Raw genomic sequence first — 22,569 nt, 5'->3', positions numbered from 1 at the left:
ATTAACCTGACTAAAGTTGTTGCTTAATCGCCTGCGCTTCGATGCGCAAGGCGGCAACAAGTCCGTACAGGTCGGATGGCGGGGCTTCAGATGTCGTCGCGCGGGTCGTGTGGCGGATGCGTTTCGTGCCCCGGACGCTGGTGACTGCGCATCACCTGCAACGTGTCCCAGCCTGCCAGAAGCAGGGTGACGATCACCACGCCTGCCAGATCGAAACGCGGAACATAGATCAGCAGGATGACCAGAAACGCCGCCATCACGACGTAGGCGATCAGCGCCAGAACCTTGTCGGTCATGTCTCGTTCCCTTCGCTTAGATAGGTCATCAGCCAGTTCGCGGTTCGCAGCAGTCGCGCGTCATCCCCCACGCGCCCGATCAGTTGCAGCCCCATCGGCATTCCGTCCGCGTCCTGAAAGACCGGCAGCGTCACGACCGGTGTGCCGCACAGCGTCCAGATCCCGTTGAACGACGGATCGCCGGTCGTCTCGAGCCCGGGCGCTGGCCCTGGACTGGCAGCGCAAAGGATCGCATCGCAACGCTCGAAAATGCGGTCGAGACCGGCGTTCAGCACCGCCCGCCAATCCAGCGCCGACAGGTAATCGCGCGCCAGCACCGCCTTTCCTTCGTCCAGCGCGTCGGTCACGATCTGCGACATCTGCGCGCGGCCCTTCTTTTCAAGCGCGTAATAATGCTTGGCCATTTCGGCCATGTTGATGCGGCTGCGGATCTCGCGCGCCTCGGCGAATTCTGCAGGGAGCGTGAAGCGCTCGCAACGATCGCCAAGCAGTTCGGCCAGTTCGTCCATCGCAGACTGCATTGCAGGTGAGGTTTCGGGCGGGGCGGGTAGATCGGCCAGGGCGAAATCCGGCGTCACCGGCGGCGCCTCTGCCGCCGTTTGCGCCAGACGCGGCGCGGGCATCGGGGCACTGGCGAGATCGGCGGGATCGTGACCCGCAAGGACCTCGGCCAGCAGGGCTGCATCACCCACGTTGCGGGCGAAGACGCCGACAGTGTCGAGGAAGGGCGATTGCGGCAGGGTGCCCGTCCGGCCGATCATTCCGAAGCTGGGCTTGAAGCCGACGATCCCGCAAAAGGACGCGGGCCGGATGACCGACCCGCCGGTTTGCGTGCCGACGGCCAACGGCACATGTCCCGCAGCGACGGCCACAGCGGACCCGGCTGAGGAGCCACCGGGCGTCCGCGTGCCGTCGTGCGGATTGCGCGATTTCGACGGGTTCATGAAGGCAAGCTCGGTGGTGACGGTCTTGCCCATGATCACCGCTCCGGAGGCGCGCAGGCGTGCGATCAGCGCCGCATCCTCGCGCGGAACGCGCCCCTTGCCGATGGGTGAGCCGTATTCGCAGGGCACACGCGCGACGTCGATGATGTCCTTGATCCCGACCGGCACGCCGTGCAGCGGCCCGATCGCGGCGCCCGACTTGCGCCGATCGTCCAGCGCGCGGGCCTGTGCCAGCGCATGCTCGCCGTCAAGCCACGCCCAGGCCTGCAACTCCGCCTCGGTTTCCGCGATACGCTTGAGATGCGCAGTCACGACCTCGACCACCGACAGCTCACCCCTGGCCAGGCGGTCGCGCAGATCGGTCGCGTCAAGCCTTGTCAGCTCAGCCGCCATAGAAGACCTGCGGCAGCCAGTAGACCGTCTGCGGGAAGATGTAGACCACCGCCATCGCGATGAAGACCATGAACAGGAACGGCATCACGCCCGCGAAGATCTGCGTCAGCCGAACCTCGGGCGGGGCGATCCCCTTGAGGTAGTAGGCCGACATCGCCATCGGCGGTGTCAGGAACGAGGTCTGAAGGTTCAGCGCCACGAGGATACCGAAGAACAGTGGGTCGACGCCGAACATGTTTAGAAGCGGCAGGAAGATCGGCACGAAGATGATGATGATCTCGGACCATTCCAGCGGCCAGCCCAGCAGGAAGATGATCAGCTGCGCGAGCAGCAGGAATTGCAGCGGCGTCAGGTCCATGCCGGCCACGAATTCCGAAATCAGGTGCTCGCCGCCGAGATAGCTGAAGACCGAACTGAACGTGTACGAGCCCACGAACAGCCAGCAGACCATCGCGGTCGTCCGTACCGTCAGGTAGACGGACTCGCGCAGCCGCTGGAACGTCAGCGAACGATAGGCAGCGGCCAGCACCAGCCCGCCCAATGCGCCGATCGCGGCGGCCTCGGTCGGCGTGGCGAGGCCCAGCAGGATCGAGCCCAGCACCGCGAGGATCAGGACCGCGAGCGGAAAGAACGATGTCACCATCATCCAGGCGAGCTTGGCCCCGGGGACGGGCGGAATGTCCTCTTCACTCGGACGCGGGGCCACGGATGGCTGCAGGATCGATCGACCGATGACGTAGAGCAGATACAGCCCGACCAGGACCAGACCCGGGAACATCGCTGCGGCATACAGCCGGACGATCGAAACGCCCGAAGCCGCTGCATAGACGATCAGCATGATCGAGGGTGGGATCAGGATACCCAGTGTGCCGCCGGCGCAGATGATACCGCTGGCGAAACTGGGATTGTAGCGCGCCTTCAGCATCTGCGGCAGCGCCAACAGCCCCATCAGCGTGACCACGGCGCCGACGATGCCGGTCGCCGTCGCGAAGAGCGCGCAGGTGATCAGCGCAGCGACGCCCATCGACCCGGGCATCCGGCGCGCGGCGATGGCCAGCGTGCCGAACAGTCGGTCGACGATGTTGGCGCGTTCCACGATGTAGCCCATGAACAGGAACAGCGGCACCGCCGTCAGCACCTCGTTCGACATCACCGTGTAGGTCTGGTTGATGAACAGGTCGAAGATGCGGTTGTTGAAGAACCCCTCGATCCAGCCCGTCGTCGAAGTCCACCAATCGGCATCCTCGGCCAGCCGGTTGAAGCTGCGCCACATGCGGTCTGCGTCGAAATAGGCGTAGTAGCCGAACATGATCCCAAGTGCCATGAGCGTGAAGGCAATGGGGAAGCCCAGAAAGACGAGGATGATGAACACGCCCAGCATCGACAGGGCAACCTGAGGATCGGTCAATTTCCATACTCCGGCAGGGTCGGGACGCAGGCAGGGCGGCAGTTGCGCGCGGGATCAGCGGTCATGGGCATGCGCCTCGGCTGCCTTTTCGCGGATCAGTAGCTCTTCGGTTTCCTCGACATCCTCTTCGGCTTCGGTCCAGTAGCCGTCGCGGATCGCGAGGATGCAGCGACAGATCTGGGCAAGGCCCTGGATGAACAGCAGGATGCCGGCCGCGACGATCACCGTCTTGAACTGGAAAATCGGGATGCCGGCGGGACTATTCACGCTGACCTCGCCATATTGCCAGCTGCGCGAAGCGTATTTCCAGCCCGCGAAAATCAGTGCGGAGACGCCGGGAAAGAAGAAGATCAGATACAGGACCAGATCGACCGACGCCTGCACCCGCACCGGCCAAAGGCGGTACAGGAAATCCCCACGCACATGGCCGCCGCGCGACAGCGTATAGGCGCCGCCCATCATGAAGAGGGTTCCGTACATGATGAAGCTCACGTCCAGCGACCATGAGGTCGGGGCGTTGAAGATGTAGCGAACGGCGACCTCGTAGCTGACACCGATGGTCATCAGCATGATGAGCCAGCCGAAGGTCTTGCCGAACCACGCCGACAGGCCGTCGGCAAAGCGCACAAAGCGGAGCATGGGATCTCTCGGATTAGCGAAAGGGCCCGGCGCCATCCAAGGCGCCGGGTGCGGTCTTTCGATGCGCGATCAGATCTTCAGTTCGCCCGGGAAGAAATGCTCGTATGCCAGCGTGTAATCCGGCTTGTCGAGCAGTTCGTAGTAGACCGTCCGCTTGACCCAGTCTCGCTGGCTGTCAAGGATCTTCTTGATCGTCTCGTCGGCTTCCAGCGTCGCGATCATCTCGGACCACGCATCCAACTGCGCCTGCAGGATGTCCTGCGGAGTCTTCTGGATCGTCACCCCGGCTTCGTCGCGCAGCTTCAGCAGGTCGGCCGAATAATTGTCCAGCGCGTAGGCGGTATTGTAGGTCGAGACCGCTTCAACACCATGTTCCAGAATGGCGCGCAGATCCGGTTCCAGATCGTCCATCACATCGCGGTTGAACAGGAACTCGAACGCTTCCGACGCCTGATGATAGCTGCCGAGGTAATAGTTCTTGGCCACGTCCTGCGCGCCGAAGCGCATGTCGGACGAGGGGTTGTTGAACTCGAACGCGTCGATGACGCCACGCTCCATCGCGGCCACGATCTCGCCCCCGGGAAGCTGGGCGACCGACATGCCCATCGATTGCAGCAGGTCTGCGGCCAGGCCGACGGTGCGGTACTTCATCCCCTGGATGTCGGCGACGCCGTTGATCGGGTTCTTGAACCAGCCGAAGGGCTGCGCGGGCATCGGGAAGGCCATCAGGCCGACCACGTTCAGGCCCATCTGGTCCTGGGTCAGTTCGCGGTAAAGCTCGCGCCCGCCGCCCTGGTAGAACCACGACAGCATGTTGGTTGGGTCGCCGCCGAAGACGGGACCGGTGCCGAACAACGACGCCGCCTTGTTCTTGCCATACCAGTAGGCCGAGACCGAGTGCGCGATGTCGATCACGCCGTCGCTGACGCCGTCCATGACCTGGAACGCACCGACGACCGCGCCTGCGGGCAGCAGGTCGATCTTGATGCGGTCGCCCGACATGGCCTGAACGCGGTCGACATATTGCTGCGCCATCGTCTGCCAGATATCGGATGCGGGCCAGCTGGTCTGCATCTTCAGCGTCAACGGCGATTGCGCCAGGACGGCCGGAGCCGCTACCAGCGTGCTTGCCGCCGCACCCCCTGCAATCGCCCCCCCGCGACGCAGGAACGAACGGCGAGAGACCGCGGCTGCGGCCTTGTCGTTGTTGGTCATAGTTTCCTCCCTTTGAGCGATCATGCGACGTCGCCCCACCCGTCAGTCTTTCGGCATCGGTCCATCAAATCAAGACTCATGTGCTTTGAACCACTGGCGCGGAGTTGATGGGCTGCCAGTCCCGCCCGACACCGCTTTTCCTTGACTTGGAGGCACGCTCTTCGCACTCTCGATCCTGTACCTATCATCACGACAGGCATCAGGAGGGTCATCATGAATATCGACCTTTCGCGTCGCGGCTTTCTCAGGCTGGCGGGTGCGGGGGTTGCGGCAACGTCGCTGGGAGCCATGGGCTTCGGCGAGGCGGAGGCGGCAGAGGCTGCGCATGTGCGCGCTTTCAAGCTGGCTACCACGACGGAAACGCGCAACACCTGTCCCTATTGCTCGGTCGCCTGCGGCATCATCATGTATTCGAAGGGTGACGTGAAGGCTGGCGAGACCGCCGAGATCATCCACATCGAAGGCGACAGCGACCACCCGACGAACCGCGGTACGCTGTGCCCGAAAGGCGCCGCCTTGAAGGATTTCGTCCACGCGCCGACGCGCTTGACGAAGCCGCGCTATCGCAAGCCGGGCGGCACCTCGTTCGAGGAAATCAGCTGGGACGACGCGCTGAACATGATCGCCCGCGCGATCAAGGATGACCGCGACGCCAACCTGCTGCAGGTCAACGAGGCGGGTCAGACCGTCAATCGCTGGACCACCGCCGGTTTTCTGGCCGCATCGGCCACCACAAACGAAACCGCATGGCTGACCTACAAGACGGTCCGGTCCATGGGGATCGTCGGATTCGATAACCAGGCGCGCGTCTGACACGGCCCCACGGTGTCCAGTTTGGGCCCGACTTTTGGCCGTGGAGCGATGACCAACTCCTGGACCGATATCAAGAACACCGATCTGGTGATCGTGATGGGCGGCAACGCCGCCGAAGCGCATCCGTGCGGCTTCAAATGGGTGACAGAAGCGAAGGCGCATCGCGGCGCCAAGCTGATCGTGGTCGACCCTCGCTATACCCGCACCGCCGCGGTTTCGGACTATTACGCGCCGATCCGCCCGGGCAGCGACATCGCCTTCCTGATGGGCGTGATCCGCTGGTGCATCGAGAACGACAAGGTGCAGTGGGAATACGTGACCAACTACACGAACGCGTCCTTCCTGGTGAAGGACGAGTTCGGCTGGTCTGACGGGCTTTTCACCGGCTACGACGAGGAAAAGCGCGACTACGACAAGAAAAGCTGGGACTACAAGATCGGCGAGGACGGCTTTGCCGAGGTCGACATGACCCTGCAGGATCCGCGCTGCGTGTGGAACCTGCTCAAGGCGCATGTCGACGTCTATACGCCCGAATTCGTCGAGAACATCTGCGGCACACCGCGGGACAAGTTTCTCGCGATCTGCGAGATGATCGGCGAGTGCAGCGCACCCGACAAGGTGATGACGTCAATGTACGCCCTGGGCTGGACCCAGCATTCCAAGGGCGCCCAGAACATCCGCGGCATGGCGATGCTGCAGCTGATCCTGGGCAATATCGGGATGCGGGGCGGCGGGATGAACGCGCTGCGAGGCCATTCCAACATCCAGGGCCTCACCGATCTGGGCCTGATGTCGAACCTGATCCCGGGATATCTGAACATCCCGACCGAGAAGGAGCCGGACTGGGAAACCTACATGTCGACGCGGGCCTTCAAGCCGCTACGGCCGAACCAGACCAGCTATTGGCAGAACTATCCCAAATTCATGGTCAGCTTCATGAAGGCCATGTGGGGTGACGCCGCGACGGCGGAAAACGACTGGGCTTACGATTACCTGCCCAAGCTCGACGTGCCGACCTACGACGTGCTGCGCATGTTCGATCTGATGCATCACGGGCGGATCAACCTGTACTTCTGCCAGGGCTTCAATCCGCTGCTGTCCTTCCCCGACCGGGCCAAGCTGACCCGGGCGCTGTCCAACCTGAAACTGCTGGTCGTCATGGACCCGCTGGAAACAGAGACGGCGCATTTCTGGGAAAATCACGGCGTCTACAACGACGTGGACCCTGCCGAGATTCAGACCGAAGTGCTGGAACTGCCCACGACCTGCTTTGCCGAGGATGAAGGTGCGCTGGTCAATTCGGGCCGCTGGCTGCAATGGCACTGGGCCGGTGGCACGCCGCCGGGCGAGGCCAAGCACGACACCTGGATCATGGCGGGCATCCAACGGCGCGTCCGCGCGCTTTACGAGGCCGAGGGCGGCGTCCTGCCCGATCCGATCCTGAACCTGACCTGGGACTATGCCGATCCTTTCGAGCCGACGCCCGAGGAACTGGCGAAGGAAATGAACGGTCGTGCGCTCAGGACGGTCCCCGATCCGGCGAACGAGGGCGCGGTTCTGGTCGAGGCCGGCCAGCAGGTGAAGAACTTCACCCAGTTGCAAGCCGACGGCTCGACCGCGTGTGGGTGCTGGCTCTATTCCGGGTGTTGGAACGAGGACGGCAACAACATGGCGCGGCGGGACAACACCGATCCCGACGAGACCGGTGCCTATCTCAATTGGGCGTGGTCGTGGCCGGTGAACCGCCGGATCCTCTACAATCGCGCCTCGGCCGACATGCAGGGCAAGCCCTGGGCCGAGGATCGTCCGCTGATCTGGTGGACGGGCGAAAAGTGGGAAGGCTATGACGTGCCCGATATCGGCGTGACGTCGAAGCCGGGTGAGGTGATGCCGTTCATCATGAACGCCGAAGGCACGTCGCGCCTGTTCACCCGCGCGATGATGCGCGACGGGCCGTTCCCAACCCACATGGAGCCGTTCGAAAGCCCGCTGGCCAACGTCTTCAACGCGCGGATGCGGGGCAACCCGGTCAGCCGCATGTTCGAGGATGATGCCCAGAACCTCGGGTCCAGCGACCAATTCCCGTTTGTCGCGACTTCCTATCGCCTGACCGAGCACTTCCACTACTGGACCAAGCACAACCCGGTGAATGCCGCGTTGCAGCCCGAGTTCTTCGTGGAGATCAGCCAGGAACTGGCGGCCGAGCGTGGCATCGTCAACGGCAGCCGCGTCCGGGTCTGGGGCAAACGGGGAGAGGTCTGGGCCAAGGCGCTGGTGACGCGGCGGCTCCAGCCGATGACCTGCGATGGCAAGACCATCCATGTCGTCGGAATCCCGCTGCACTGGGGCTTCATGGGCGCCGCGAAGAAGGGCTGGGGGCCGAACAGCCTGACGCCCTATGTCGGTGACGCCAATGTCGAGACGCCGGAATTCAAGGCGTTCCTCGTCAACATCGAACCCGCAGCAGAGGAGCCGGTGGCATGACGACTGCGCCCCAACCGACGACGGCGGTTTCGAACCCCCCGGTCCAGCCGATGGACCTGAACCTGCTGCCGAGCGATGTGATCCGCGCCTCGGCCACCTATGACCTTCCCGAGCCGTCACGACAGCTCGAGAAGGTCGCCAAGCTGATCGACATCAGCAAGTGCATCGGTTGCAAGGCGTGCCAGTCGGCCTGCGTGGAATGGAACGACACCCATCCCGAGGTTGGCGAGAACGTCGGCAGCTACGAGAACCCGCACGACCTGACCGCCGAGATGTTCACCCTGATGCGTTTCGAGGAATGGGTGAACCCCGACACCTCGGACCTGGAATGGCTGATCCGCAAGGACGGCTGCATGCATTGCGAGGATCCGGGCTGCCTGAAAGCCTGCCCGGCGCCCGGCGCGATCGTGCAATATTCCAACGGGATCGTGGATTTCGTCCACGAGAACTGCATCGGGTGCGGCTATTGCGTGACCGGCTGTCCCTTCGACATCCCGCGCATCAGCAAGGTCGACCACAAGAGCTACAAGTGCACCTTGTGTTCGGACCGCGTGGCCGTGGGTCAGGGGCCGGCCTGCGCCAAGGCCTGTCCGACGCAGGCGATCGTGTTCGGCACCAAGGCCGACATGATCGAGCATGCCCATACGCGGATCGAGGATCTGAACGCGCGCGGCTACGACAACGCCGGGATCTACGATCCGGCGGGCGTCGGCGGGACGCACGTGATCTATGTCCTGCCGCATGCCGAAAAGCCCTCGATCTACAGCGGGCTGCCGGACGATCCGCGCATCTCGCCGCTGGTGGAAGGCTGGAAGGGCGTGACCAAGACCGCCGGTATGGCGGTAATGGGCATCGCGGCGGCTGGCGCCCTGCTGGCCGGGTTCTTCACCCGCGGCAGTCGCGTGGACGACCACGACGAGCAGGAAGCCGAGCGGCTGGTCGAGGATGATCTCGGCGGTCCCGACAAGGGAACGGGGGCGGGCTGATGGTGAAATATTCCGAACGCGGCGATCACATCGAATCGACCGAGCCGGTCACCGTCAGCCGGTATCGCGGCATCACCCGGATCAATCACTGGGTGACCGCCGCCTCTCTGATCGTGCTGGCGCTGTCGGGCCTCGCCTTCTTCACGCCCGCTCTCTACTTCCTGACGGCCCTGTTCGGGGGCGGGCAGGTGACGCGCTGGCTGCATCCGATCGTCGGTGTGATCCTGTTCTTCAGCTTCCTGCTGCTGTTCCTGCAGATGTGGCGGCTGAACCTGCCACGACCCGAGGACAAGACATGGGTCGCCAATATCGGCGAGCTGATCAAGGACAACGAGGAAAAGCTGCCTGAGCTTGGCAAATACAATGCCGGGCAGAAGTTTGTGTTCTGGGCAATGACGGTCCTGATCCTTGTGCTGATCGTGTCGGGCATCATGATCTGGGAACAGTTCTTCCCCGACCTGGTCACGATCCCGACACGACGGGTGGCGATGCTGGTTCACTCGCTCGCGGCTGTGGGCATCATCCTCGTCTTCATCGTCCATGTCTTCGCGGCCTTCTGGACGCGCGGCACGATCAGGGCGATGACGCGCGGCTCGGTCACGGGGGGCTGGGCGTGGAAGCACCATCGCAAGTGGCTGCGTGAAGTCGCTGGACGGCGCACGCAGGGCCCGGCAGAGTAAAGCCTGATTTCCCTCGTGGCCGGTCGGCCCGGAGCGTGCATGAACACAGATCTGAAACCCGACCCTTCGGTCATCGGCGGCGTCCCCAAGGCGCCGCTGGCTTTTTTGCCCGAGCCCGGCAAGCTTTTCGCCGATCGCGCGAAACGCTTCGCCTTTCTTGGCCAGCATTCCGAGCGTCTTGGCCCCTATCTGGCCTTTCTGGGAGAGCTGACACGCGTTCAGGCGCGGCTGGTGGCCGACCTGCCGGCACCTTCGCGGATCGCGCCCGATCGCATCGCGATGGCCCGCGCCAACCGGATGCCCCCCATCGATCGGGCTGCGCTCGCGACCGATCCTGCCCTTCATGAAACCCTGTTGTCGCTCTGTCGTGCCGCGCAGTCGCTGACCATGCCAGAACCTGCGCGTCTCGCGCTGGCCGCGATCCTGGACGGGGATCTGGGCGACCGGCATTGGCTGCTGTCGAACATCCTGTCGGACACGGTGCCTGAAGACAGCGCGGCCCCGCATCTGTTCGCGGCCGCTGCGGTGCAGGTGCATATGGCGCGGCTGTCAGCGACTTTGGATGCGGATGCTCTGGTGCGCATTGATACTGGCGTATGCCCGTCCTGCGGGGGCCGACCGGTATCGTCTTCGGTGATGGGTGCGCAGGGGATCGAGAATGCGCGCTACGCCACCTGTGCCTGCTGTTCGACGCAATGGAACGAGGTGCGGGTCAAGTGCCTTTGCTGCGGGTCGAACGCGGCGATCAGCTATCGTGCCGCCGGGACCGAGGACGCGGTCATCAAGGCCGAGGTCTGTGGCGATTGTCAGGCTTGGGTGAAGATCCTCTACAAGGTCAAGAACCACAGCCTTGACCCCGTGGCCGACGATGTCGGCAGCCTTGGGCTGGACCTGATGATGAAGGAGACGGACTTCCGGCGCGGCGCGTTCAACCCCTACCTGACAGGCTATTGATGCAGGGCTTTCGGGCCCTGCCTTCCGTCGATCAGCTTCTGCAATCCGAGATCGGGCAGGCGCTGACCCAAGCGCATGGTCGCGCGCAGGTCACGGCTGCAGCGCGTGAGCGACTGGATGCGGCGCGGCAAGCGATCCGAGATGGTGCCGATGGCGGTACCGAGGCCGCGCGTCTGCCGCATCTGTTGGCTGCCGATCTGGCGGCGGCGGCGCGATCGAATTTGCGGCCCATGCTGAACCTGACTGGCACGGTGCTGCACACCAACCTTGGCCGCGCGATCTTGGCGGATGAGGCGATCGCCGCGGCCAGCGCGGCAATGGCTGCGCCGCTGGCGCTGGAATTCAACCTGGAAACCGGCGGTCGCGGGCAGCGCGACGATCACCTGGGCAGGCTTCTGTGCGAGTTGACGGGGGCGGAGGATGCGACCTTCGTCAACAACAATGCTGCCGCCGTGCTGATCGCGCTGAACACGCTGGGGCAGGGGCGCGAGGCGATCGTGTCGCGTGGCGAGCTGATCGAGATCGGCGGCGCCTTCCGCATGCCCGACATCATGGCGCGCGCCGGCGTGAATTTGGTCGAGGTCGGCACGACCAACCGCACGCATCCGCGCGACTACCAAGGCGCGATCACGCCCCAGACCGGCCTGATCCTCAAGGTCCACACCTCGAATTACCGCATCGAGGGATTTACGGCAGAGGTCGCGGCGCCCGATCTGGCAAGACTGGCGGCGGATGCGGGCGTGCCTTTGCTGAACGATCTGGGCGCGGGCTCGCTGGTTGATCTGTCGCGTTGGGGCCTGCGACGTGAGCCGACCGTGGCTGAAGCCGTAGCCGAGGGCGCGGACCTGATCACATTCTCCGGCGACAAGCTGTTGGGCGGGCCGCAGGCGGGCTTCGTTGTCGGCAGGCGAGACCTGATCGCCGCGATCAACAAGAACCCGCTGAAACGCGCGGTGCGGCTGGACAAGATCCGCATCGCCGCACTGGAAGCGACGCTGCGGCTCTACCGCGATCCAGACCGGCTGGCCGAGCGGTTGCCCGTGCTGCGCATGCTGTCGCGCCCACAGGCCGAGATCGCGGCCCAGGCCGCACGCCTGGCATCGCAGGTCGCTTCGCTGCTGCCCGATTACAACGTCGCGCCCTGCGACTGCGCCAGCCAGATCGGATCAGGGGCGCTGCCGGTGGACACGATCCCTTCGGCGGGCCTGCGCATCACCGGGCAGGGCGGTGACGCGCCCGACCGGCTGGCCGCATATCTGCGCGGACTTTCGACGCCGATCGTGGGGCATATTCACGACGGCGCGCTGATCCTTGACCTGCGCTGTCTCGGCGATGACCGCGCGCTGCTGGACGCGCTGGCGGGATGATCGTCGGCACGGCAGGCCATATCGACCACGGCAAGACCGCGCTGGTGACGGCGCTGACCGGGACCGATGCCGACCGTCTGGCCGAAGAAAAGGCGCGTGGAATCACCATCGATCTGGGCTTCGCCTACGCCGACCTGGGTGGCGGTGCTGTCACCGGCTTCGTCGACGTGCCGGGCCACGAGCGGTTGATCCATACGATGCTGGCGGGCGCCGGCGGGATCGACATGGCTTTGCTGGTCGTGGCCGCCGATGACGGCGTGATGCCGCAGACGCGTGAGCATCTGGCGATCCTGAACCTGCTGGGGATCGGTCGCGCGATCGTCGCGCTGACCAAGGCCGATCTGGCGGACGATGCCCGTCGGGGCGCGGTGACCCAGCAGATTCGCGAGGCGCTGTCGGGGAGCGCTCTGTCGGATGCGCCGGTGATGCCTGTCTCGTCCCTGACCGGAGAGGGGATCACCGCGCTGAAAGCCGCGTTGGCGGCGGCCGAGGACGAAACGGCTGCAACCCGCGCCGACGGGCTCTTTCGACTGGCTGTCGACCGCAGTTTCACGCTGTCGGGGGCCGGGACCGTCGTGACCGGAACGGTCCTGACCGGGCAGGCGAGGATTGGCGATCAGGTCGTGGTATCGCCGACGGGGATCGTCGCGCGCGTGCGCGGCATCCACGCATTGAACCGCCCGGCCGAAATCGCCATTGCCGGCCAGCGTTGTGCGCTGAACCTTGCGGGTGAAGCGGTCGCCAAGGATGCGATCCATCGTGGGGACGTCGTGGTCGCGCCCCCACTTCACGCGCCGACGGATCGAATCGATGCCTGGCTGGACGTGCTGGCATCGGAACCAAAACCCCTCGGGACCTGGTTCCCGGCACGGCTGCACAGCCACGCGGTGGAGGCGGGGGCACGGATCGTGCCGCTGCAGGATGCGATCGCGCCAGGCTCAGGCGGGCCGGTGCAGATTGTCCTCGATCGGCCCATTGCGGCCTCGGTGCTGGATCGCTTCATCCTGCGCGACGTGTCGGCCAGCCGCACCATCGGCGGCGGGCGTTTCGCCGACCTGCGCCCGCCCGCCCGCAAGCGCCGCGCGCCCGAGCGACTGGCGCTGATCGCCGCCGCGCTCAACGACGCGCCCGGCAGGGCCCTGGCCGCGATGGTGGCGATCGCGCCCATCGATCTCGGGATCTTTTCCCGTGATCGTGCCTTGTCCGGCGCGGCTCTGGCGGATGCCGAGATAAGCGCCTCGGTCCATCGCGTAGGTGGCCTGGCGCTGTCGGCGCCGGTCGCACAGGGACTACAGCGCGACCTGACCGTGATGTTGAAGTCGTTCCACGACGGCAGTCCCGAAATGCCGGGGCTGGGCCGTGAAAAGCTGCGTCTGTCGGTGACACCGCGTCTTCCGAAGACCGATTTTGTAGAGCTTCTGCAAGCCGAGGCGCAGGCGGGTCGGCTGATTCTTGACGGAGCGTTCGTCAGACTGCCCGGGCACGAGGTGCGCCTGTCGGACGACGATGAGGCGCTGTGGGCACGGATCGCCCCCGCTCTGGCGGGTGAGGCACGGTTCCGACCGCCGCGCGTGCGTGATTTCGCGACCGGACTTGGCCTCGACGAACGCGAGGTGCGGCAGGTGCTGAAGCTGACGCAGAAACTGGGTCGCACCGACCAGATTGCGCGCGACCACTTCTTCCTGCGAACGACCACAGCCGAGATGGTGGCCATCATCGTCGATGTCGCGGCGGCGACCGACGATGGCTGGTTCACCGCACCGGCGTTTCGCGACAGGGTTCACAACGGTCGAAAGGTCGCGATCGAGATCCTCGATTTCTTCGACCGGATGGGCGTGACCTTGCGTCGTGGCGATCTGCGTCGCATCAATCCTCATCGGCTGGACCTGTTCGGTCCGCTGCCGGTTTCAGGAAGGGAATCGTCCCCGGTGGGGCGGCCGGACTTCAAATCCGGTTGGGGCAGCGAGCCTGTCCCGGGTGGGTTCGACTCCCATTCCCTTCCGCCAGATCCGGGCGTCTAGCAGTCCGGCGCGACCGGGCTTGCGCCTGCGTCCAGCGATGCCTGCGTCGGCTCGGGCACGCCTTTGAGATCCAGGCCGCGCGCGGTCGGCGCGTGCCACGTCTTCGAGCGGGAAACGGCACCCTGCGGGTTGGTCCCGATCAGTGAACCGCCTGTGCCGCCTGTCCAACCTGAGTTGCCTGCAACCGTGCCATCCGGACTGGGAACAGGGGCTGTGGCAGGCTCTGCCGTCGCGGCTGCGTCTGTGCAGGTGCCTTCGGTCGCGGGGGTTGCGTCGGTCGTGGCCACATCCTCTGCCTGGGATGCAGCGGCGGGTTCATCGGTGGCAGGATCTGTCGATGCGGTCTGTGCAAAGCCTGACGAGGCCATCAGAGCAAGCAATGCGGCGGTGGCACCGAGCCGCCGGGTCATTTCGGTCAATCCGCTGGAGGTCATGGCACACCTGATCGCTATGGGGTCATTGGGAAACGTAACATGCGAAACCGCGGTTCCCCTAGCCTTTCCTGTGATCGGCCCGCGCCAGCGTCCAGACCTTGCGCATCAGGCCAGGCAGGCTGGAGGGATCGAGGGTTTCGCCTGACACCAGCCTGCCACGATCCGGTTCGCCGGCGATCTCAGCCACCAAAACCGTCAGAACCAGTTCGAAATGGGTGAAGACGTGTCGAACCTCGCCCGTAGGTTCCCAGTCTGCCGCTGCCGGCGGGGGCAAATCGGTGCCGTCCCATCCGGTCGATGGGAAGGCCAGCGTGCCGCCCAGCAACCCCTTTGCAGGTCGCGTCTCGACCAGCACCTGATCGCCCCGCCAGCCAAGCCAGACGATGCCGGTTCGTTGCGGCTTGGGCTTTTTCGCCAGCTTGCGCGGCAGGTCGGCCGCGATCCCCTGCGCACGTGCGGCGCAGAGGTCGAGCAGCGGGCAGATACCGCAGGCCGGGCTGCGCGGAGTGCAGATCGTGGCACCCAGATCCATCATCGCCTGCGCATAATCGCCCGGCCGCAGGGCAGGGGTCAGCGTTTCGGCGAGCGCGATCAGTTCGGGCTTTGCGCGCGGCAGGGGCGTGTCGACCGCGAACAGCCGCGCGACGACACGCTCGACGTTGCCGTCGACCACGGTTTCCGGCGCATCATGGGCGATGGCAGCAATCGCGGCAGAGGTATAGGCACCGATCCCCGGCAGCTCGCGCAGCCCGGCACGATCCGTGGGGAACCCCCCTTGCGCGACGACGGCGCGCGCGCAGGCAAGCAGGTTGCGGGCACGCGCGTAATAACCAAGCCCGGCCCATTCGGCCATGACATCGGCGTCATCGGCTTCGGCCATCGCCTTCACATTCGGCCAGAGGGCGGTGAAGCGCTCGAAATACGCCTTTACCGCGGCAACCGTCGTCTGCTGCAGCATCACTTCGGACAGCCAGACACGATAGGGATCGGCCCGACCCTGACCCGGCGGGACGCGCCACGGCAGAACCCGCGCGTGGCGGTCATACCAGGCCAGAAGACGGCGCGAGACCTCGTCCGTGCTCAACTTCGCGTCACGCATTATTCAGGTTTGTTTCAGGCCCGAAGGCTTTCATCGACGCGCCGTGCCGCTTATTGCTGAGAAGGTCACGAACCATAGGGGCGAGGATGGCGCGCCGTAAAGACAGCTTGGCCGGTGAACGCGCTCCTGCGCGCCGGATGCGCGGGTTCGAGGCGGCAGCGGCGCTGGTCGCCCCGCGCGTCCAGCGCGCGGCCGAAGGTCGCGGCTTCGCTGTCGCGCGTTTACTGACCCAATGGGCCGAGGTCGCGGGCGCGGATATCGCCCAGGTCACGCGCCCGGTCAGGGTCGGTTACGGCAAGGGCGGCTTCGGTGCGACCCTGACTCTGCTGACCACCGGTCCGATGGCGCCGATGGTCGAGATGCGGCTGCCCGCTTTGCGCGACCGGATCAATGCCTGTTACGGCTACAACGCGATCCAGCGCATCGTGTTGACCCAGACCGCGCCCGAAGGCTTTGCCGAAGGGCAGGCGTCCTTCACGCCTGCTTCGACCGCTGAACCTGTTGCGCCGTCCGAAGAAGACTGCCGGCAGGCCGACGACGTCGCGGCCCGGTTCGACGATCCGGCGCTGGCCGAGGCGATGGCGCGCTTCGCCCTGAATCATGCGGAGCGTCTTGCCCGCAAAACCCGAAAGGACATTTCATGCTGATCCGTTCCACCCTGACCGCGCTGGCCCTTGTGCTGGCCGGACCCGCGCTGGCGCAGGACGCGACGACCGAGGCGCCGGCCGCTGATGCCGGCACGACTGAGGTTCCGGCCGAGGCGACCAATGCCGAGGCGCCCGCGGCCGAGGTGCTGCCCGATATCGCGCTGGGGGCCGAGGACGCGCCGCTGACGATTTACGAATATGCCAGTTTCACCTGCGGGCATTGCGCGAACTTCCATGACGAGAACTTTCCGAAGCTGAAGTCGGAATACATCGACACGGGCAAGGTCCGCTTCATCCAGCGCGACATCTATTTCGATGCTGTCGGGCTTTGGGCCGGGATCCTTGCGCGTTGTGGCGGTGACGACAAATACTACCCGATCGCCGACATGCTGTTCGATGAACAGAAGACATGGCTGTCGGGCCAGAGCGGTGACGAGATCGCGGGCAACCTGCGCAAGATCGGCCTGAAGGCTGGCCTGACCGAAGATCAGATGAACGCCTGCTGGGAAGACACCGCCAAGGTTGAGCAGCTGGTCGCAACCTTCCAGACCAACGCGACCGCAGACGGGATCGACGCAACGCCGACCTTCATGATCGGCGGCGACAAGGTCAAGAACCAGCCGTGGGATGACATGAAGGCGATCATCGACGACAAGCTCGCCGAAGCGCAGAACTGAGCGACATCGCAGCGCCAAAGAACGCCGGTTCCGTCAAACGGGGCCGGCGTTCGTCGTTGCGATCCGCGCCGCTACTTTCTGTTTGGTGCCTGACAATTCCGTGATATTTCCGCCTTGTTCACAGGGTTCGAACAAGGGGCAAGGTAAGAGCATGATCAAGGAATTCAGGGACTTCATCGCCAAGGGCAATGTCATGGACATGGCGGTGGGCATCATCATCGGTGCGGCCTTCACCGCCATCGTCACCTCGATGGTCAGCGATCTTCTGAACCCGATCATCGGGATCATCACCGGCGGAACCGATTTCAGCGACAAGTATTTCGTGCTGTCGGGCACCGCGCCCGAGGGCGTGGGGCTGGAAGCGGCGCGGGCGGCGGGTGCGAACGTGTTTGCCTATGGCTCGTTCTTCTCGGCGGTCATCAACTTCCTTATCATCGCGTTCGTTGTGTTCCTGCTGGTCAAGGCGGTGAACCGGATCAAGGACGCGGCGCTTCGCAAGGAAGAGGTCGTGCCGGGCGCGCCCGCGGGCCCGACGCAGGAAGAACTGCTGGCGCAGATCCGCGACCTTCTGGCGACCCGCGCGGCCTGACGTCGCGTTAAGCAATCTGAACGGCAACACCAGCGTCCGGTGCCGCGCAACAGCGCAACACCGGACGCTGTCTTTCGGCCAGCATTTGCTGGGTTTGGTGAGTCACAGCCCGTACACCGCGCGTACACAGGCTGTACACAGCCTGTACACAGGCTGCGAACGTGCGGTTCAGGAAGCGTTAAGGGATCCCGGCTGCGCCGGGATGCCTCCGGCGGGGATATTTTCCTGACGGATGAGAGGGTTGGGCTGTGAAGGACCGTGTTGCGCGACCATCAGCCGGCATGAAAAGGGGCGCGGCCCGATGGCGCGCGCCCCGTAGCGTTCAGGCGTTGTCGATCAGGCGGCGAGCAGATCGTCGGGGGTGATCGCCTCGAGGCTTAGCGCCTCGCCCACCGGCAGCGAGGTCAGCTTGCCCTGATGCGTCGACAGTCCCGCGCGCAGATGCGGGTCGTCCTGAATCGCCTGCTTCCAGCCCTTGTCGGCCAGCGCGAGCATGAACGGCATCGTTGCGTTGCCGAGCGCGATGGTCGAGGTGCGCGCGACGGCGCCGGGCATGTTGGCCACGCAGTAATGCATGATCCCGTCAACTTCGTAGATCGGGTCCTGATGCGTGGTCGGTTTCGAGGTTTCGAAACAGCCGCCCTGGTCGATGGCGACATCGACCAGCACCGCGCCGGGCTTCATCGTGGACAACTGCGCCCGGCTGACCAGTTTCGGCGCGGCGGCGCCCGGGATCAGGACGGCGCCGATGACCATGTCGGCCTGGGCGATCTGTTCGGCAATGTTGGCGCCGCTGGCGAATTGGGTGCGAAAGACCTGTCCGAACATGTCGTCGAGTTGCCGCATCCGGGGCAGCGAGCGGTCCAGCACGGTGACTTCAGCGCCCATTCCGGCGGCGATCCGTGCCGCGTGGGTGCCGACGACGCCGCCGCCGATCACGGCGACGCGGGCCGGACCGACGCCGGGAACGCCGCCCATCAGCACGCCGCGTCCGCCATTGGCCTTCTGCAGCGTCCAGGCGCCGACCTGAGGGGCCAGACGGCCGGCCACTTCGGACATCGGTGCCAGGAGCGGCAGGCCGCCCATGCGGTCGGTCACCGTCTCGTAGGCGATCGAGGTCACGCCGGAGCCGAGCAGATCACGGGTCTGATCGGGATCGGGCGCGAGGTGAAGATAGGTGAACAGAAGCTGGCCTTCGCGCAGCATCGCGCGTTCGACCGCCTGCGGTTCCTTCACCTTTACCACCATCTCGGCCTTGTCGAAGACGGTCTCTGCGTCACCCGCGATCTCTGCCCCTGCGGCGGTGTAGTCGGCATCGGGAAAACCCGAGCCGATGCCGGCCCCGGTTTCGACCAGCACCTTGTGGCCGTGCGAGACCGCCTCGGCCGCAGCGGCAGGCGTCAGGCCGACGCGAAATTCCTGCGGTTTGATTTCCTTCGGGCAGCCGATGAGCATGGTGACCTCCTGTTCTGTGCGTTTTCGGCATTGTCGCACGGACGGCGCCGAATATGTGACGAAACGCGCCCGTATCCGGTCGGGTTCGGCGAAGATCCTGTTGCGCAGGTGCCGGATGCTCGAAGATACTGCGTCGATGGCACAGATGGATGAAACGGACCTGCGTATTCTGCGGGTCCTGCAACGCGACGGCCGAATCAGCAACGCCGATCTGGCAGCGCAGGTGAACCTGTCGGCCAGCGCCTGCCACAAGCGCGTGCGCCAGCTTGAAGCTGCGGGGATCATCCATGATTACGTCGCGCTGCTGGACCGCCGCCGCGTCGGTTGCCCCACAATGGTCTTCGTTGAGATCACCCTGTCGGGGCAGGCCGACGAGGTGCTGGAGGGTTTCGAGCGGGCGGTGCGCGGCATACCGGACGTGCTGGAATGCCATCTGATGTCGGGTGCGGCCGACTACCTGTTGAAGGTCGTCGCCCGCGATACCGAGGATTTCGCCCGCATTCACCGCCAGCATCTGGCCAAGCTGCCGGGCGTGCAGCAGATGCATTCATCCTTTGCGCTGCGCACGGTCTTCAGGACGACGGCGCTGCCGCTATAGGGCTGTGCCGGTCGCGGTCGGTTTGGGCCCGAATGTCCCGATCGCATAGGCGAGCATGGCCGACATGAACACCATCTCTCCACCATCCTCGAATACGCCCGAAACCCGGCTGAGGCCGAGACCCAGATCACCGTCGACATGACCCGCAAGCGAGTGAACCAGATCGAAGGCCACGGCGCAGATCACGACGCCGCCGAACAGCGCCAGAAGCGGCACGATCGCGCGGCGCACCGGGGGCGAGGCACGCCACCATCCCAGCGCCATCGGAACGATCAGGATCGAACCGGCAAAGAGCCAGTAGACGATTTCCAGAAAGTAATACGGGATTCCCAGGTCCTGGATCGCAGCAGGCAGGAACAGGTTGTTGCTTTCATGCATCTGCAGTGAATCATCGGCGAGGCAGTAGGCGAACAGGACCGCCAGCGCGATGAAGACGATCTCGCGCCGTTGCGCGTAGGCCCAGAGCATCAGACCGACCAGCGCGACCCAGCTGGCGTAGTTGACGATTTCGCCCAGCGTCCAGTCATTGCCGATGTTGAAGAATGCCGGGCGGTCGATCGGCATTCCCACCATGGTCGCAACGGTCGGGCCGACATGGGCGGCGATGATCGCCAGATCGAGGGTGAGAAGGACGGCGAGCCAGCCAGGCGCGAAGACCGGAATCGGATCGTCAGCGGGCACCGCCCGACGGGCGGTGGTAGAAAGCGAGGCGTTGAACATGACATTAAACCAAACAAATTGTGACACCCCTTGCTGGGCGCCCAAGGCCCGTCGAGTCAACCCGTGCGGCCGGTTTGGCATTGATATTGCATCAAAAAGCAAAACCCCCGCCGGGGCGGGGGCTTCGTGATTTCGGTATCGCGTCTGTCGTGACGGCGCCATCGCGTGGCGCTTGCGCGAGGACCTTACAGCGCGCCTTCGCGCTGGGCCTTCTTGCGCGCCAGCTTGCGGGCGCGGCGGACGGCCTCGGCCTTTTCACGGGCTTTCTTGACCGACGGCTTCTCGAAATGTTGCCGAAGCTTCATCTCGCGGAAAACACCCTCGCGCTGAAGTTTTTTCTTCAGGGCACGAAGCGCCTGTTCGACGTTGTTGTCGCGAACGCTGACCTGCATGTGGTTGTCACCACCTTCCTAGGTTAAAGTTACGTGTCTTTGCAGGAACCTGCCCCATAACAGCGGGGAACCGGCCTGTCCAGTTTTACATTGAGGCTCAGATGACCGACAGCCGCGACCTTCTGATCGACGCCGCCCTGACCCATGTCCCGTTCGAGGGGATGAATGCGCGGGCGCTGGCCGCGGGTGCGCGGGATGCGGGCATCGCCCCGGCGATGGTGCCGGTACTGGTGCCCGATGGCGGTGCCGGGCTGGCCGCGGCGTATCATCGGCGGGGCGACGCCAGGCTGGCCGCGTGGATGGAAGGCGCGAATTCCTCGGGTCGTTTCCGGGACCGGATCGCCGAGGCCGTGTGGCAGCGCATCCGGATGGCCGACCGCGAACTGGTCCGGGCTGGCGCCGCGACGCTGGCGCTGCCGCAGAACTCGGCCCTGGCCGCGCGGCTGGTCTGGGAGACGGCGGACGTGATCTGGACCGGGTTGGGTGATCCGTCCCGCGACGTGAACTGGTATTCAAAGCGCGCGACGCTGGCGGCCGTGATCGGGTCCAGCGTGCTCTACTGGCTGGGCGATGACAGCGCGGACCAGAAGGCGACGCGCGAATTCATCGACCGCCGCATCGACGGCGTGATGGGGTTCGAGAAGGTCAAGGCGCGGCTGCGCAACCTTCCCGGCGCCGAAACGCTGACCGGGATCGCCACCGGCTGGATCCGTGCGCCCGAACCCCGCGACCTGCCCGGAAGAACCAAGGAGAAGACATGACACCCGACACGATGAAGGCGATCGAGATCGCCGGTCCCGGCGATGCCGACCAGCTGCAGGAAACCAGCCGGCCAGTGCCGGTGCCCGGTCACGACCAGATCCTGATCCGGCTGGCCTGGGCGGGCGTGAACCGCCCCGACGTGCTGCAGCGGCAGGGCGCCTACAAGGCGCCACCGGATGCGTCGGATCTGCCGGGACTGGAATGTTCGGGCGAGGTCGTGGGCTGCGGTGCCGGCGTGACGCGCTGGAAGAAGGGCGACAAGGTCTGCGCGCTGCTGCCCGGCGGCGGTTATGCCGAATACGCCGTCTGCAATGCGGATCACGCACTGCCGGTCCCCGAAGGCATGTCGATGCAAGAGGCGGCCTGTCTGCCCGAGACCGCCTTCACCGTCTGGTCGACGGTGATGATGCGCGGCGGCCTGCAGGCGGGCGAGCGCTTCCTGGTCCATGGCGGATCGTCCGGGATCGGGACGATGGCGATCCAGATCGCCAAGGCGATGGGCGCGCGCGTCTTCGCGACGGCCGGGTCGGACGAGAAATGCAAGGCGTGCGAGGATCTGGGCGCTGTCGCGATCAACTACAAGACCGACGATTTCGTCGAGGTGCTGAAGGGCGAGGGCGGTGCGGACCTGATCCTCGACATGGTGGGCGGCGATTACATCCCGCGCAACATCAAGGCGATGGCCGACGATGGGCGGCTGGTCTTCATCGCCTTCCTGGGCGGGCCGAAGGTCGAGCTGAATTTCGCGCAGATCATGCTGCGGCGGCTGACCATCACCGGCGCGACCTTGCGCCCGCAATCCGATCTGGCCAAGGCGCAGATCGCGGATCAGTTGCGAGAGCAATTGTGGCCGTTGATCGCGGCGGGCAAGGTCAAGGTCCTGATCGACAGTGAGTTCGATCTGGCGAACGCGAGCGACGCCCACCGGCGGATGGAATCCAGCGGCCATATCGGCAAGATCGCAATGAAAGTGGCGGGCGGCTAAGGGCCGCACAT

22 protein-coding genes, 1 tRNA gene and 1 pseudogene are annotated in these 22,569 nt (G+C 65.0%); 14 read left to right on the top strand and 10 right to left on the bottom strand.

The features are described 5' to 3' along the window. Positions 1–86: 86 nt before the first annotated feature. The 5 genes from MLD63_RS13430 to MLD63_RS13410 form a co-directional block, all read right to left on the bottom strand. The gene (locus MLD63_RS13430) at positions 87–296 is read right to left on the bottom strand and encodes a hypothetical protein (protein ID WP_255330407.1); all 210 of its coding nucleotides are present in this window, start codon (positions 294–296) and stop codon (positions 87–89) included. Next, a complete protein-coding gene (locus MLD63_RS13425) occupies positions 293–1,633 on the bottom strand; it encodes an amidase (protein ID WP_255330406.1) in 1,341 nt (446 codons plus the stop codon). The genes MLD63_RS13430 and MLD63_RS13425 overlap by 4 nt, the downstream gene beginning before the upstream one ends. Further along, positions 1,623–3,041 carry a TRAP transporter large permease gene (locus tag MLD63_RS13420; RefSeq protein WP_255330405.1) on the bottom strand — a complete coding sequence of 473 codons (1,419 nt, stop codon included), beginning with the start codon at positions 3,039–3,041 and terminating at the stop codon, positions 1,623–1,625. Before MLD63_RS13420 ends, MLD63_RS13425 begins: the two co-directional genes overlap by 11 nt. A gap of 54 nt (positions 3,042–3,095) precedes the next feature. Continuing rightward, positions 3,096–3,680: a TRAP transporter small permease subunit gene (locus MLD63_RS13415; RefSeq protein WP_255330404.1), complete on the bottom strand. Its 585-nt coding sequence runs from the start codon at positions 3,678–3,680 to the stop codon at positions 3,096–3,098. 69 nt (positions 3,681–3,749) lie between these two features. Further along, the gene (locus tag MLD63_RS13410) at positions 3,750–4,895 is read right to left on the bottom strand and encodes a TRAP transporter substrate-binding protein (RefSeq protein WP_255330403.1); all 1,146 of its coding nucleotides are present in this window, start codon (positions 4,893–4,895) and stop codon (positions 3,750–3,752) included. Positions 4,896–5,108: 213 nt separating this feature from the next. On the opposite strand from MLD63_RS13410, the gene MLD63_RS18040 reads away from it, so the two are divergent. The 8 genes and pseudogenes from MLD63_RS18040 (at position 5,109) to MLD63_RS13375 (ending at position 14,185) form a co-directional block, all read left to right on the top strand. Further along, positions 5,109–5,708 (top strand): twin-arginine translocation signal domain-containing protein, encoded by a 600-nt coding sequence (locus MLD63_RS18040; RefSeq protein ID WP_507185075.1) that lies wholly within the window; start codon positions 5,109–5,111, stop codon positions 5,706–5,708. A 12-nt stretch (positions 5,709–5,720) separates the two neighbouring features. Continuing rightward, the gene (fdnG, locus tag MLD63_RS13405; protein WP_507185074.1) at positions 5,721–8,192 is read left to right on the top strand and encodes a formate dehydrogenase-N subunit alpha; all 2,472 of its coding nucleotides are present in this window, start codon (positions 5,721–5,723) and stop codon (positions 8,190–8,192) included. Continuing rightward, the gene (gene fdxH / locus MLD63_RS13400; RefSeq protein WP_304364000.1) at positions 8,189–9,178 is read left to right on the top strand and encodes a formate dehydrogenase subunit beta; all 990 of its coding nucleotides are present in this window, start codon (positions 8,189–8,191) and stop codon (positions 9,176–9,178) included. Before fdnG ends, fdxH begins: the two co-directional genes overlap by 4 nt. Then, the gene (locus MLD63_RS13395; RefSeq protein ID WP_255330401.1) at positions 9,178–9,858 is read left to right on the top strand and encodes a formate dehydrogenase subunit gamma; all 681 of its coding nucleotides are present in this window, start codon (positions 9,178–9,180) and stop codon (positions 9,856–9,858) included. Before fdxH ends, MLD63_RS13395 begins: the two co-directional genes overlap by 1 nt. 39 nt (positions 9,859–9,897) lie before the next feature. Next, positions 9,898–10,812 carry a formate dehydrogenase accessory protein FdhE gene (gene fdhE / locus MLD63_RS13390; RefSeq protein ID WP_255330400.1) on the top strand — a complete coding sequence of 305 codons (915 nt, stop codon included), beginning with the start codon at positions 9,898–9,900 and terminating at the stop codon, positions 10,810–10,812. Beyond that, complete coding sequence (gene selA, locus MLD63_RS13385; RefSeq protein WP_255330399.1) at positions 10,812–12,179, top strand: L-seryl-tRNA(Sec) selenium transferase; 1,368 nt, start codon at positions 10,812–10,814, stop codon at positions 12,177–12,179. The genes fdhE and selA overlap by 1 nt, the downstream gene beginning before the upstream one ends. Continuing rightward, positions 12,176–13,987 (top strand): annotated as a pseudogene (gene selB / locus MLD63_RS13380) (selenocysteine-specific translation elongation factor); the annotation flags it as partial. The gene selA and the pseudogene selB, both read left to right, overlap by 4 nt. 102 nt (positions 13,988–14,089) lie before the next feature. Next, positions 14,090–14,185: transfer RNA gene (locus MLD63_RS13375), tRNA-Sec, on the top strand. 11 nt (positions 14,186–14,196) lie between these two features. On the opposite strand, the gene MLD63_RS13370 is transcribed toward MLD63_RS13375, so the two are convergent. Further along, positions 14,197–14,610, bottom strand: a complete 414-nt coding sequence (locus tag MLD63_RS13370) for a hypothetical protein (protein ID WP_255330398.1) — start codon at positions 14,608–14,610, stop codon at positions 14,197–14,199. An 82-nt stretch (positions 14,611–14,692) separates the two neighbouring features. Then, on the bottom strand, positions 14,693–15,733 hold the full coding sequence (locus MLD63_RS13365) for an A/G-specific adenine glycosylase (RefSeq protein ID WP_255330397.1): 1,041 nt from the start codon (positions 15,731–15,733) through the stop codon (positions 14,693–14,695). Between the two features lie 86 nt (positions 15,734–15,819). On the opposite strand from MLD63_RS13365, the gene MLD63_RS13360 reads away from it, so the two are divergent. The 3 genes from MLD63_RS13360 (at position 15,820) to mscL (ending at position 17,646) form a co-directional block, all read left to right on the top strand. After that, a complete protein-coding gene (locus MLD63_RS13360; RefSeq protein ID WP_255330396.1) occupies positions 15,820–16,380 on the top strand; it encodes a DUF721 domain-containing protein in 561 nt (186 codons plus the stop codon). After that, a complete protein-coding gene (locus MLD63_RS13355; RefSeq protein WP_255330395.1) occupies positions 16,374–17,057 on the top strand; it encodes a DsbA family protein in 684 nt (227 codons plus the stop codon). The genes MLD63_RS13360 and MLD63_RS13355 overlap by 7 nt, the downstream gene beginning before the upstream one ends. Before the next feature lie 151 nt (positions 17,058–17,208). Continuing rightward, positions 17,209–17,646 carry a large conductance mechanosensitive channel protein MscL gene (gene mscL / locus MLD63_RS13350; protein ID WP_255330394.1) on the top strand — a complete coding sequence of 146 codons (438 nt, stop codon included), beginning with the start codon at positions 17,209–17,211 and terminating at the stop codon, positions 17,644–17,646. Positions 17,647–17,982: 336 nt separating this feature from the next. Here mscL and ald read toward each other — a convergent pair whose 3' ends face one another. Further along, complete coding sequence (gene ald, locus MLD63_RS13345) at positions 17,983–19,101, bottom strand: alanine dehydrogenase (RefSeq protein ID WP_255330393.1); 1,119 nt, start codon at positions 19,099–19,101, stop codon at positions 17,983–17,985. Positions 19,102–19,237: 136 nt separating this feature from the next. Between ald and MLD63_RS13340 the strand changes: the two genes are divergently transcribed. Then, complete coding sequence (locus MLD63_RS13340) at positions 19,238–19,699, top strand: Lrp/AsnC family transcriptional regulator (RefSeq protein WP_255330392.1); 462 nt, start codon at positions 19,238–19,240, stop codon at positions 19,697–19,699. On the opposite strand, the gene MLD63_RS13335 is transcribed toward MLD63_RS13340, so the two are convergent. Together MLD63_RS13335 and rpsU are read right to left on the bottom strand one after the other, a co-directional pair. Next, positions 19,694–20,419 carry a DUF8692 domain-containing protein gene (locus MLD63_RS13335; RefSeq protein ID WP_255330391.1) on the bottom strand — a complete coding sequence of 242 codons (726 nt, stop codon included), beginning with the start codon at positions 20,417–20,419 and terminating at the stop codon, positions 19,694–19,696. The two genes, MLD63_RS13340 and MLD63_RS13335, sit on opposite strands and share 6 nt — an antisense overlap. Before the next feature lie 185 nt (positions 20,420–20,604). Beyond that, positions 20,605–20,811, bottom strand: a complete 207-nt coding sequence (gene rpsU / locus MLD63_RS13330) for a 30S ribosomal protein S21 (RefSeq protein WP_255330390.1) — start codon at positions 20,809–20,811, stop codon at positions 20,605–20,607. A gap of 101 nt (positions 20,812–20,912) precedes the next feature. On the opposite strand from rpsU, the gene MLD63_RS13325 reads away from it, so the two are divergent. Both MLD63_RS13325 and MLD63_RS13320 read left to right on the top strand, forming a co-directional pair. Continuing rightward, positions 20,913–21,572: a COQ9 family protein gene (locus tag MLD63_RS13325; protein ID WP_255330389.1), complete on the top strand. Its 660-nt coding sequence runs from the start codon at positions 20,913–20,915 to the stop codon at positions 21,570–21,572. Next, positions 21,569–22,558 carry an NAD(P)H-quinone oxidoreductase gene (locus MLD63_RS13320; protein WP_255330388.1) on the top strand — a complete coding sequence of 330 codons (990 nt, stop codon included), beginning with the start codon at positions 21,569–21,571 and terminating at the stop codon, positions 22,556–22,558. Before MLD63_RS13325 ends, MLD63_RS13320 begins: the two co-directional genes overlap by 4 nt. Positions 22,559–22,569: the final 11 nt, after the last annotated feature.

The sequence above is a fragment of the Paracoccus albicereus genome (genome assembly GCF_024359525.1).
Lineage (GTDB): Bacteria > Pseudomonadota > Alphaproteobacteria > Rhodobacterales > Rhodobacteraceae > Paracoccus > Paracoccus albicereus.
The sequence above is the reverse complement of the archived record's forward strand: the minus strand, read 5'-3'. Positions and strand labels throughout refer to the sequence as shown.